The organism is Peptostreptococcus russellii (genome assembly GCF_003012055.1).
Classification (GTDB): domain Bacteria; phylum Bacillota; class Clostridia; order Peptostreptococcales; family Peptostreptococcaceae; genus Peptostreptococcus; species Peptostreptococcus russellii.
The window spans coordinates 378,799-392,188 of record NZ_JYGE01000003.1 but is presented as its reverse complement, the minus strand read 5'-3'; the positions used below and the strand labels follow the sequence as shown (position 1 = coordinate 392,188).

Sequence of the window (13,390 nt, the reverse complement as noted above, 5' to 3'; positions counted from 1 at the left end):
TCTTTAAATTTATAAATTTATCTATATTTTCTGTATTTTTTAAGTTTATTATTTTATTTCAAATAAATTTTTATACTTAAAAAAGCATAATATTTACTTTATTTTTTATTTAAGTACATTTATAAAAAAGCATTATTATTTTTTGCAATAACTCTTTTTATTAATCCTATTTGAATAGGATTAATAAATTTATCTTTACTTCGCATAACAAAAAATTAAATTAAAAACCATAAAAATCTATAGATATTATTTTTAATAGCTTGACAATATAATTTTTCTTGATTAAAATTGGTTTAGGTATGATGAATTCAGATTTAAACTTAAAATAAACTTAAGTATTAAATGATTTTTTAATTAATAAAATTATATTTTTATCATATCTTTAATATTAATTTGAATTTAAGGAGGTGTACGGAATGGATTCCGAGCGAGGTAAATCAGAAAAATACGGCCCCGATTCGTGTAGGCTAATTAAAAATGCATCCGGTTTGGAAATCTTTTTGAGGAATTTTATTTCCATTCCGTTGCCATAACTATATAAGCTAAGTGAATTTAGGCTGTACTTTCTGATTAAATTTTTTTTGAAAGGAAGGTACAGAAAAATGAAAAAGCTAAATAAAAAAAATGAAATAAGAAAAAAACCTGCTTATATTTCTAGAAGACAAGAAGTTTTAAATAGATTAAAGTTTGCTTCTTCAGAAAATATAGATAGTGTATTTGAAAGATTCAATAGTAGCTCTGATGGTATTAATGAATCTTTTATAGAAAAATCTAGAGATCTTTATGGTAAAAATGAAGTTACTTATGATAAGGGAGATTCTCTTTTTAAACGTATCATTGCTGCATTTATCAACCCATTTACTGTGATATTAATCGCTTTAGCTCTAGTCTCTACTATGACAGATATAGTTTGGGCAAAGGCAGGCGAAGAAGATCCTATGACTGTCATAATTATTGTTACAATGGTTATGATATCAGGTATATTAAAATTTGTTCAGGAAACTAGAAGTGGTAATGCTGCAGAAAATCTTTTAAAAATGATCACTACTACTACATGTGTAATTAGACCGTCAACTGCTGAAAAAGAACTTCCAATGGATGAAGTTGTTGTCGGCGATATAATACATCTATCAGCAGGAGATATGGTTCCAGCTGATGTGAGAATTTTTAAATCAAAAGACTTATTTATAAGCCAATCAGCACTGACAGGAGAAAGTGTTGCTGTTGAAAAATTTTCAGAAAGTAGCTCAAAAACTCATGATTCCTTAACAGACACAAAAAATCTTGCTTTTATGGGATCTAATGTTGTAAGTGGAAGTGCAAATGCTATTATTGTCGCTACTGGAGATGATACTATACTTGGTGATATGGCTAAGGATATCAGTGAAGATGCTATAGAAACAAGTTTTGAAAAGGGTGTCAATTCAGTATCTTGGCTACTTATCAAGTTTATGTTGATAATGGTACCAATAGTATTTTTTATAAATGGAATTACTAAAGGTGACTGGTTAGAAGCAGGTCTATTTGCTATCTCTATAGCCGTAGGACTTACTCCAGAGATGTTACCTATGATTGTTACTACTTCTCTTGCAAAAGGTGCTGTAACAATGTCTAAGAAAAAAACTATTATAAAAAATTTAAACTCTATACAAAATCTAGGCTCCATGGATATACTGTGTACCGACAAGACTGGTACTATTACACAAGATAAAGTTGTGTTACTTTATCATCTTGATATTCATGGCAAAGAGGACTTTAGAGTTCTAAGGCATGCCTTTTTAAACAGCTATTATCAGACTGGTTTAAAAAATCTTATGGATATTGCCATTATAGATCGAACAAAAAAAGAAAAAAAAGATCATCCTGATTTACAGGGTTTATCAGAAAAATATAATAAAATAGATGAAATTCCTTTTGACTTTGAACGTCGTCGTATGAGCGTTGTAGTAGAAAACGGTAAAACTCAAATGATTACCAAAGGTGCTGTTGAAGAGATGATTTCTATATGTAGTTATGTAGAGTTTAAAGGTGAAGTTAGAGAGTTAACTATTGAACTTAAAAAATATATTTTAAATAAAGTTGACAAACTTAATGAGGACGGTATGAGAGTAATTGCAATTGCTCAAAAAACTAATCCATCACCAGTTGGTGAGTTTTCAGTTAAAGATGAAAGTGATATGGTTTTAATGGGCTATCTTGCCTTCCTAGATCCACCAAAAGAATCTACTGCTTCAGCTATCAAGGCTCTTAGAGAACACGGTGTCGGTGTAAAGGTTCTTACTGGTGACAATGACAAGGTGACTAGGTCTGTATGTCGTCACGTAAATATTCCTTCTAAAAAAATACTACTTGGCTCTGAGGTTGAACTAATGACTGACAATGAACTTGGTGATGTTGCTGAGAAAATAAGTGTATTTGCTAAGTTATCGCCTCAGCAAAAGGCAAGAATTATCAGAGTTTTAAGAGGAAAGGGCCATAGTGTTGGATATATGGGGGATGGTATTAATGATGCGGCTGCTATGAAGGCATCTGATGTTGGAATATCAGTTGATACAGCCGTTGATATAGCAAAGGAATCTGCTGATGTAATACTATTAGAAAAAGATTTAATGGTGCTTGAAGAAGGTATTGTTGAAGGTCGTAAAACATATGCAAATATGATTAAATACATAAAAATGACTGCAAGTTCCAACTTTGGTAATGTATTTTCAGTATTAATAGCTAGTGCATTTTTACCATTTTTACCAATGCTTTCAATTCATCTGATACTATTGAATTTAATATATGACCTATCTTGTACTGCTATACCATGGGACAATGTGGATAAGGAGTTTTTAAAGATTCCTAGGAAATGGGACGCTACTTCAATCGGTAAATTTATGGTTTGGTTTGGACCTACAAGTTCAATCTTTGATATAACAACATATCTATTAATGTATTTTATAATTTGCCCTGCTATGACAGGTGGATTGTTGTTTAGTCAAATTAGCGACCCTGCTACACAAGCTGCTTATATAGCTATATTCCAAGCTGGTTGGTTTGTAGAGTCCATGTGGAGCCAGACTTTGGTTATACATATGATTCGTACTCCAAAGGTTCCATTTATTCAAAGTAGAGCTTCACTTCCTGTAATGATATTGACATTTACTGGAATTGCTGTACTTACAACTATTCCATTTACAGAATTTGGAAAATCAATTGGATTGTTGCCACTATCAGGAGCTTACTTTATATGGCTTGCTGTAACTATTGTTGCATACATGCTTCTTGTTACTTTATTTAAGAGAAAATTCATAAGGAAATATGGCGAACTCTTATAATATTATTGTAGCTATTAAGAAATTAATAATATATAAAAGAAAAATAAAAATGGAGCACATTGTGCTCCATTTTTATTTATATCTATTTTATTCTATTCTATTTATATAGTAGCTTTATTATTTTTGATCTAAGTAGTACTTAGATTTCTTTTTAATAAAATCCGCTTCCCTTTCCAGTTAAATCAATCATTATATTCTTTGCCTGTGTATAGTGATCTAATATCATCTTGTGAGTCTCTCTACCTATACCTGACTGCTTTACTCCACCAAATGGTGCACCTGCAGGTATCTGATTGTATGTATTTACCCAAATTCTACCAGTATTTACATTTCTTGCTACATAAAGTGCTGTATCAATATTCTTAGTATATACACCACCACCTAAGCCGTAGATTGAGTCATTAGCCATTTTGATTACATCGTCTGCATCCTTAAACTTTATCACTACTCCAACTGGTCCAAATATCTCTTCTTGAGCTACTGCCATATCATTAGTTACATCTACCAACAATGTTGGTTCAACGAATGCACCTTCCTTTAATCCTACAGAACAAGCTCTGTTTCCACCAACAGCCACTCTTGCTCCTTCTTTCTTACCTATATCAACATATCCTAAAATCTTTTCAGCTTGTCTTACACTTATCTGTGATCCCATAACTGTTGATTCATCCATAGGATCTCCAACCTTTACATTCTTAAATCTTTCTACTGCCTTTTCAATAAATTCGTCATATATTCCTTCTTGAACGAATATTCTAGATCCAGCACAGCAAACCTGACCCTGATTGAATAATATTCCTAATTGTACTCCATCTAATGCTTGCTCTAAGTCACAATCATCAAAGAATATATTTGCTGACTTTCCACCAAGTTCTAAAGTAGCTGGAATAATTCTTTCAGCTGCTGCTATACCTATACCTCTACCAACTTCAGTTGATCCTGTAAATGCTAGCTTATCCAAACCTTCATGCTTTACTAAGTAATCTCCTGACTTAGAGCCCTTACCTGTGATTACGTTTACTACACCTTCTGGTAGTAAGTGCCCTATTAACTTCATAAGTTCAAGAATTGATAAAGATGTTGAGCTAGATGGTTTTAAAACTGTAGTATCACCTGCTGCAATTACTGGAGCTAACTTCCAAGCACCCATCAAGAATGGGAAATTCCAAGGTACTATCTGACCTACTACACCAATCGGTTGTCTTAGAACTAGACTTAACTTATTTCCTTCTAGTATATTTGCTGAACCTTCTTCACTTCTGATAACTCCTGCAAAGTATTTAAAGTGTTCTGCAGCATATGGAATATCAATATTTTTAGTTTCACGAATAGGTTTACCATTATCTAAAGTTTCTACCTTTGATAAAAACTCCTGATTTGCAAGTATTATTTCAGCTATCTGATCTAATATATCAGCTCTCTGAGATGTTGTTGTTTGACCCCAAGTTTTAAAAGCTTCCTTTGCAGCCTTTACTGCATCATCCACATCTTTTTCTGAAGCATCTGCAATATCTGCTAAAAATTCACCATTCGCTGGATTGTAAGACTTAATTACGTCTCCTGTAGAAGATTCTCTCCACTCACCGTTGATATAAAGTTTGTATCTATTTTCTGTAAGAATTGTCATGTAAATTACCTCCTAATTTTTATGTTTTAATAATAATAAATATTATTCGATTTTTATTATTATTTGTTATTTATTATCGATATATATTGTTAGTATAAATTATACCCGTGACAATTAAAAAGAAACATAAATATACAAAATTTATTTGTTTATCTAAATATAAACAAGCCTAAATAACTACTATATTTTAAGCATATTGAACTGACTTTATTTGTTTTCAAGCTTTTTAGCCTTTTTTATATATTTTCTTTTTTTCAAAATGTTTTTTTAATTTTTTAAATCTTTCACTATATATGTATTCTTTTTAACTAATATGCTATATTTTATGCTTTTATATCCCTCATATATGATATACTATTTAGATATAAAGTACTACACTAACATAAATAAAAAAAACATTTAAAGAGAATTTATTATTATTTTTTATAGTTTTTAATTTATATATATTTATCCATTACTTTATATTGATTAGCTAAGCAAATGATATTGTAGTTTTTAATCTTCAAGCGAACTTATAAAAATCTTATTAGAGAATTAAAAAGAATTCTATATATAGATATATTACCTATATAGTAGGTAGATTACTTGCACAAAATAGTTACTTGCACAAAATGCTTACTTACACAAAATGCTTACTTACACAAAATGCTTACTTACACAAAAATAGAGCCAACAAAATATTTTATCGGCTCTATTTATATATATCTACTAATTTTTTATTTATTTCTGTCTGCTGGTAATATTTCTATCCAATATCCATCTGGATCTGTAATAAAATATATTCCCATTTTCTCATTTACGAATGCAACTACACCCATATCTGTATGTTTTTTAAACATCTCATCATAGTTGTCCGTATTAAGAGCTAGATGAAATTCGCATTCACCTAAATTATAAGGCTCTGTTCTATCTCTTAACCAAGTAAGTTCGAGTTGAAAATCTGTTACTCCATCTCCTAGATAAACTAACTTAAAACTACCGTCCTCAGCGTTTTTTTCTCTTACAGGTTTTAATCCCAAAGCTTCATCATAAAATTTTAAACTCTTCTCTAAGTCTAAAACATTAAAATTAAAATGTTCAAATCTCATAGACTACCTCCTTATTTAATTTACTTTTGCTTACATTAACTACTTACCCTGATATAAGACACTGCAATCTATTGATTTCAAATCTTGACATCCTGTAAGAGTCATTGCTCCCTTTAGTTCAGATTCTAATCTATCTATATATAGCTCTACACCTTCAGTTTCTCCACCAAAAGAAGCTGTAACAAATGGTCTACCTATAAGACAGGCATCTGCACCTAGTGCTAACATTTTCAAAACATCTACACCAGTTCTAATTCCACCATCTACAAATACCTTGATACGACCGTCTACTGCCTTTGATATCTCTTCTAAAACATCTGCAGTTCCTGGTGTATAGTCTTGAACTCTTCCGCCGTGATTTGATACAACTATTGCATATACTCCCGCTTCTACTGCCTTTTGTGCCTCATCTGGAGTCATAATGCCCTTTAATATAAATGGAAGCTCTGTACTTGCTACAAGCTCTTTTATCTCGTCTATACTTTTAGCCTTGACTGGTGTTCCATGAAGATTTAAAGTAACTAATCCACATGCATCTATATCCACTCCAACCGCAACTGCTCCTGCTTTTTCAGCATCTTTGATTTTTCCTATTATATTTTTATTTTCCCATGGTTTTATAAAAACAATTCCAGGGGCATTATTTTTATTCATTACATCTAAATTATCTAATAAAAACTGTGGTACAGCAGTATCACCGACCATAGCATAAGTTCCCTTATTTTTACAGCCCAATACTACTGGCTCTATGTATTCTCTTTCTGTTACCTGTCCACCCATATTAATAGTAGTTCCTGTTATCGGAGCTGCCATTATTGGTAGAGATAACTTTTGACCAAACAACTCTATAGAAGTATCTGGATCTGAAACATTATGAATAGTTCTCATATTTATCTTTACTCTATCAAGCGCCCTTACATTCTCTATGAAAGAATTTCCCGTTCCTTTTCCGCCCATTCCTGGAACTTCACCTCTGCAGGCAACTCCATCACAAATTCTACAAACTCTACATGAACCATTAAATTTTTCTCTAGCGTTTTTTAATACTTCTTCGTACTTCATTTTAGAACCTCACTTTTTAATATTCAAAATTTTTAAGAAAACTATGTCTATGTATTGGTGTTATACCTAGTCTTTTAATTCCGGCATAATGATCACTCGTACCATAACCCTTATTAGATGAAAATGCATAGCCAGGATAAAGCTCATCATATTCATACATCATTTGATCTCTTGTAACCTTAGCCAATATACTTGCAGCTGCAATAGAAATAGACTTTGCATCACCTTGAATGATAGATATCTGCTTTACATCTACCCCAGGTATTTTGACTGCATCATTTAAAAGACAGTCTGGAGCCTTTTTCAAGTTAGATATAGCTCTTCTCATAGCCATATAAGTAGCATTTAGTATATTGTACTTATCAATTTCCTTATGATCTGCAATACCTATCCCGTAGTCCTTTGCTTTTTCTATAATTTCTTTATAGAGTTCATTTCTTTTAGCCTCTGAAAGCTTCTTTGAATCATTTACTCCACGTATCTTTGTATGTGGGTCAAATACCACTACTGCAGCTACTACTGGCCCTGCAAGAGGACCTCTTCCAGCTTCATCAACACCGCCTACATAAATAAATCCTTCATTATATGCACTATTTTCATAGTTATTCATTTTTTTAAGTCTTTCATCTTCTAGATGTATCTTTTCCAATTTCTTAAGAAGTCTATCACATATTGCTTGAACAGACTTTCTGTCATCTGACCTAAAAATAGATACAAATTCTAGATATTCTTCTTCAGATATTTCATCAGATATTTTCTTTATTTCCTTTGTTTTAAGCTTTGAAGTTTCTTCTATCTTGTAGTCTATTAACATCTAATTCTCCAATTCCTTCCATACTTATATCAAGTAGTCAGTAATTTTAACTATTTCATCATCTCTTGTATAAACTCTTTGAACTCTTCTGTCGATTCTACACATAATCTCATATTCTATTGTATCACAATCTCTAGCTATATCACAAACAGTTACTAACTCTTCTCCAAAAATTAATACATCATCGTTAATCCTAACATCCATTTTCATAGGAACTCTAACCATACATTGATCCATACATATTTTTCCAACAACTGGACATTTTTCTCCGTGAATATATACATAAGGATTTCTTCTGCCTCTCAAAAATCCATCTGCATATCCAACAGCAATACTCACAATTTTTTCAATGACAGTGGTAAAATATGTTCTCCCATAGCTTATAGACGTTCCTGGATTTAAAACTTTGACATTAGATACCTTTGTTTTAAAGCTCATAACAGGCTTTAAGTCTATTTCACGAGAAACTTCATCTGATGGATAAATACCATATTGTATTATTCCAACCCTAACCATATTATACTTCTCTTCTGTATCTAGTATCTCTGCACTATTTGAACAATGTATATACTTAGGCTTTATTCCAATATTTTCCAATGAATTAATCATTTCAGAAAATCTCTGAATTTGAAGATTTTCAAACTCCTTATTTTCTGCATCTGCAGTTGCAAAGTGAGTATAAATTCCCTCAATATCTATATATTCGAGATTATTTATTTTCTGTATTTCTAATTTTATTTCATCTATTCTATCAGCTAAAACGACATATCCAAGTCTAGACATCCCAGTATCAAGTTTGATATGTACCTTGGCACGCTTTCCTAGTCTTTTAGCAGTTTCATTAATTTCTTTAGCAAAGTTATATCTAAAAATCGTCATAGATATATCATTTTTTATACTTTCTTCTATAGATACAGGATTTGTATAACCCAAGTTTAATATGGGAAGATTAATTTCATTATTTCTAAGCTCAATAGCCTCTCTTGTTCTGGCAACAGCGAGAAAATCCACTCCTAAATCTTGATATAAGCCAGCCAACTCTACAGCTCCGTGACCATATGCATTAGCTTTTACCACCATACATATTTTTACGTCTTCTGGCAGCTTATTCTTTATTCCTTTAAGATTATACTCTATGTTATTTAAGTTTATTTCCAGCCAATCCGATCCTCTTAATACATCATCCATATTCTTACCTCCAAACAATAGTTAGTCTACTATTTCATCAGGACTTTCTAGCGTTATCTTTCCTATCTTTCCTTCTCTAAATTCATTTAGTACTGTAGTTGCTACTCTAGTGTAGTCTATTTCATTTTTCCCTAGTATAAAGCCTCTCTTTTTACCAATTGCTTCCATTGTATCTACACCATTTGGATATATTTCTTCTAGCTTATATCTAGCTCTTAAGTCATCTGGTGCCAATACAATAAGTTTTTCTATTAATCTAAGTCCTAGTGTTTCAACATCTAATATTTCATCTTTTATAGCTCTTGTAAATGCAAGATTTAAAGCAACCTTTTGATCATCAAACTTTGGCCAAAGTATACCTGGAGTATCTAAAAGTTCCATATTGCCTCTTATTTTAACCCATTGCTTACCCTTTGTAACACCTGGTCTATCACCTGTTTGAGTGCTCTTTCTTCCTGAAAGTTTATTTATAAGTGAAGATTTTCCAACATTTGGAACACCTACTATCATCAGTCTTATGCCTCTTGCTTTTCTTCCTTTTTCAGCATATTTTTTCATTATTTCACCAGCTAGATTTTTACACTCTGTGACGATCTTATTCACGCCTGATCCAGTCATAGCATTTATAGGTATTGCCTTTATACCTATTTTTTCATAGTAGGCAATCCATTCATCAAGCTCCTTTTTTTCGCATAAATCAGACTTATTTAAAAGAACAATTCTAGGTTTATCACCTACTAATTGACTTATGTCTGGATTTTTACTACTATAAGGTATTCTAGCATCTAAAAGTTCTATTACTATATCTACCAACTTTAAATTATCTTGTACCAGCTCTCTCGTCTTTTTCATATGACCTGGATACCAGTTTATGTTTAAGTTATCATTTCTTAAATATTCTTCATTGTAGCTCATAATGTAGCTCCTCTCATTACTATATAACTATATTATAAATTATAAAAAAGGATGTCTCAAGAGACATCCTTTCCTTTAGCAATATTACGCCAGATTATCTATTGTTTCTAGCTTCCTTAATCTTAGCAGCCTTACCAACTCTACCTCTTATGTAAGTAATCTTAGCTCTTCTAACCTTACCGTGTCTAGTCACTTCGATCTTTTCAATCTTAGGTGAGTTAACTGGGAAAGTTCTTTCAACGCCTACACCGAAAGAGTTCTTTCTAACTGTGAAAGTTTCTCTTGCTCCGCCGTTTTGTCTTTTGATTACTAGTCCTTCGAAGATCTGAACTCTTTCTCTCTTACCTTCTACTATCTTAACATGGACCTTTACTGTGTCTCCTGCTCCAAAATTAGGAACATCATTTCTTAACTGTTCTGCTTCAATTGCTCTAATTAATTCGTTCATCTTTTCCTCCTAAATCGTCGACGTACTTAAAACTTAATCCTGTAACAGAGGTACGCTCGTATTCAATAACTATTAAATTATACCCTTAATTGATTAAAATGTCAATATTTTTTAAGTAAAAAAAGCTTTTTATTTACAATAATATAATCACTTTTTTTACTTTATAAAAAAGCTTGCTTATCCCTTTTATTTTTAAAATCTTTAGTGTATAATATAAATTAGTTTCATATAATTGATATTAAAGAATTCGAAAGACATCTAGTCAATCGCATTCTTTTATTATATAATATATGGTAAACTATATTGATATTTGACATTATTTTACCAACAAAATTTGAAAGAGGTGTAGAAAATGGAAATTTACGAAGAATTAGTAGCCCGTGGTCTAATTGCACAGGTTACAGACGAAGAAGAAATCAAAGAATTAGTCAATACAGGTAGAGCCACTTTCTATATAGGTTTTGATCCAACTGCAGATTCACTTCACGTAGGTCACTTCATGGCACTTTCTCTTATGAAGAGACTTCAGATGGCTGGCAATACTCCTATAGTTCTTGTAGGCGGAGGAACAGGGTATGTTGGAGATCCATCAGGACGTACAGATATGAGAAAAATGATGACTCCTGAAATAATACAGCATAACTGTGATTGTTTTAAAGTACAGATGGCAAAATTTATAGAATTCGGCGAAGGACCTGGACAGGCAAAGATGGTCAACAATGCTGACTGGCTATTGGACCTAAATTACATTGACCTATTGAGAGAAGTAGGTGCACAATTCTCTGTAAATAATATGTTAAGAGCAGAATGTTATAAGCAGAGACTAGAAAAAGGACTTTCATTCTTAGAATTTAATTATATGGTAATGCAATCATACGACTTCTATCATCTATACCAAGAATACGGATGTAATATGCAGTTAGGTGGAGATGACCAGTGGTCAAACCTACTTGCTGGTACTGATCTTATTCGTAAGAAGTTAGGTGAAAACGCTTTTGCTATGACTATTACTCTTCTTGCTAACTCTGAAGGTAAGAAAATGGGTAAGACAGCTAGCGGTGCAGTATGGTTAGATCCTAATAAGACTTCTCCATTTGATTTCTATCAGTACTGGAGAAATATAGCAGATGCTGATGTTATGAAATGTATAAGAATGCTTACATTCCTACCTTTAGAAGAAATTGAAAAAATGAGTTCTTGGGAAGGTGCAAAGCTAAATGATGCAAAAGAAATTTTAGCATATGAATTAACAAAATTAGTTCACAGCGAAGAAGATGCTGACAAGGCTCAAACTGCTTCTAAGGCACTGTTTGAAGATGGAAGCGATGACTCTTCTATGCCAACTACAGAAATTTCTGCTGACAAGCTAACTGACGGATCTATTAATATAATGGACTTAATGTTAGAGTGTGGTCTTGTTCCATCAAAGAGTGAAGCAAGAAGACTTATAAATCAGGGTGGAGTTCATGTTAATGACGAAAGCATTGATGATATAAGCGCACAAATAACAAAAGAATTGCTTGAAGATAAGGTTATAATACGTAAGGGTAAAAAAACATATCACAAAGCAATAATAAAATAATGTATATTAAAAGGTTGGATTTTAATCCAACCTTTCTTTTTTTCTTTTTCTTCTATTTTTTTTAACTTCTTTAACTGGATTTTTTTCAATATAACTAGTCCATAAATCTGGTCTTCTTTCTTTTGTTAGTTTTTCTGATTCTTCTTTTCTCCACTGATCAATCTTTTGATGATTTCCAGATAATATTACATCTGGTACTTTATGACCTTCATATTCTCTAGGTCTAGTATATTGAGGATATTCCAATAAGTCACCCTCAAAAGTTTCATCTTCATAACTTTCACTCTTATTTAAAACTCCAGGTATAAGTCTTGATATAGAATCTATCATCACCAAGGCAGGAAGTTCCCCTCCTGTTAAAACATAGTCCCCTATAGACAATTCATCCGTTACAATCATATCTATTACACGCTGATCTATACCCTCATAGTGACCACAAAGAAATATTAAATTATCTTCTTTGGATAGACTTTTTGCCATATCTTGAGTAAAGGTCTTTCCCTTTGGAGAAAGATATATTACTCTTGGTTTTTCCAATTTATTTTCTTCTATAATGTGCCTATATGTAGATAGTATTGGTTGAGGAGTCATAACCATACCCGCTCCTCCCCCAAATGGATAGTCATCTACCTTTTTATGTTTATTTTCCGAAAAATCTCTTATATTGTATATATTTACAGCCAATATATTATTATCTACAGCCTTTTTCATCATACTTTCACCTATATAGGAATTAAATATTTCTGGAAAAAGCGTCATTACATTAATTTTCATAAACAAATCCCACCTAATCTAATAGTCCAGGGATAGGCTTTACAATCATATAATTTTCTTTTGAATTAATCTCAGGCACTACTTCATAAGTAGCTGGTATAAGATATTCGCTACCATCTTCTGACTTCACTACATATACATCATTGGCACTATACTGTAGTACATCTTCTAGAATACCTATCAAAGTCCCATCTTCTTTTTTTACTTGCATACCTATCATATCTACTATAAACATCTCGTCTTCTAATAGTTCATAGCTATCTTCTCTATCTATATACATAAACTTCTGCACAAACTTTTGTACATCTTCAACTGTGTTATAATCTCTAATTTTAATGCTAACCATATTGCTTGCTATAATATTTACTTTATCTATATAGTATTTATTTTCTCTATCTTTTCCTAAATAAAAATATTCAAGTTCTAAAAATCTTTCTATCTCATCTGTATGTGAATAGACTTTTAATTCTCCCTTTAATCCTTTTGTAGTTACTATCTTGCCTATTTTAAAGTACTCTAATTTATTTTCCATCTCTACCCTCTCTTTAATTTAAATATTAAAAAGGATTAGG

11 protein-coding genes are annotated in these 13,390 nt (G+C 31.8%); 2 read left to right on the top strand and 9 right to left on the bottom strand.

The features are described 5' to 3' along the window. Positions 1 to 602: 602 nt before the first annotated feature. A complete protein-coding gene (gene mgtA, locus UF10_RS03735; RefSeq protein ID WP_106776477.1) occupies positions 603 to 3,320 on the top strand; it encodes a magnesium-translocating P-type ATPase in 2,718 nt (905 codons plus the stop codon). 151 nt (positions 3,321 to 3,471) lie between these two features. On the opposite strand, the gene UF10_RS03730 is transcribed toward mgtA, so the two are convergent. From UF10_RS03730 to rplS, 7 genes are all read right to left on the bottom strand, one after another. Beyond that, entirely contained in the window at positions 3,472 to 4,947 is a 1,476-nt protein-coding gene (locus UF10_RS03730) for an aldehyde dehydrogenase family protein (RefSeq protein ID WP_106776476.1), read from the bottom strand. Positions 4,948 to 5,663: 716 nt separating this feature from the next. Then, entirely contained in the window at positions 5,664 to 6,035 is a 372-nt protein-coding gene (locus UF10_RS03725) for a VOC family protein (RefSeq protein ID WP_106776475.1), read from the bottom strand. 39 nt (positions 6,036 to 6,074) lie between these two features. Beyond that, entirely contained in the window at positions 6,075 to 7,097 is a 1,023-nt protein-coding gene (locus UF10_RS03720; protein WP_106776474.1) for an alpha-hydroxy-acid oxidizing protein, read from the bottom strand. A 16-nt stretch (positions 7,098 to 7,113) separates the two neighbouring features. Next, positions 7,114 to 7,911: a ribonuclease HII gene (locus UF10_RS03715; protein WP_106776473.1), complete on the bottom strand. Its 798-nt coding sequence runs from the start codon at positions 7,909 to 7,911 to the stop codon at positions 7,114 to 7,116. 24 nt (positions 7,912 to 7,935) lie between these two features. Beyond that, positions 7,936 to 9,099, bottom strand: coding sequence for an alanine racemase (gene alr / locus UF10_RS03710; protein WP_106776472.1), 1,164 nt, complete (start codon positions 9,097 to 9,099; stop codon positions 7,936 to 7,938). Positions 9,100 to 9,120: 21 nt separating this feature from the next. Beyond that, positions 9,121 to 10,014, bottom strand: coding sequence for a ribosome biogenesis GTPase YlqF (ylqF, locus tag UF10_RS03705; RefSeq protein ID WP_106776471.1), 894 nt, complete (start codon positions 10,012 to 10,014; stop codon positions 9,121 to 9,123). Between the two features lie 94 nt (positions 10,015 to 10,108). Further along, positions 10,109 to 10,462, bottom strand: coding sequence for a 50S ribosomal protein L19 (gene rplS / locus UF10_RS03700; protein WP_106776470.1), 354 nt, complete (start codon positions 10,460 to 10,462; stop codon positions 10,109 to 10,111). Between the two features lie 352 nt (positions 10,463 to 10,814). Here rplS and tyrS point away from each other — a divergent pair, with 352 nt between their 5' ends. After that, positions 10,815 to 12,044 (top strand): tyrosine--tRNA ligase, encoded by a 1,230-nt coding sequence (tyrS, locus tag UF10_RS03695; protein WP_106776469.1) that lies wholly within the window; start codon positions 10,815 to 10,817, stop codon positions 12,042 to 12,044. Positions 12,045 to 12,065: 21 nt separating this feature from the next. Here tyrS and trmD read toward each other — a convergent pair whose 3' ends face one another. Together trmD and rimM are read right to left on the bottom strand one after the other, a co-directional pair. Further along, positions 12,066 to 12,818, bottom strand: a complete 753-nt coding sequence (gene trmD / locus UF10_RS03690) for a tRNA (guanosine(37)-N1)-methyltransferase TrmD (RefSeq protein ID WP_106776468.1) — start codon at positions 12,816 to 12,818, stop codon at positions 12,066 to 12,068. 13 nt (positions 12,819 to 12,831) lie between these two features. Then, entirely contained in the window at positions 12,832 to 13,350 is a 519-nt protein-coding gene (gene rimM, locus UF10_RS03685; RefSeq protein ID WP_106776467.1) for a ribosome maturation factor RimM, read from the bottom strand. Positions 13,351 to 13,390: the final 40 nt, after the last annotated feature.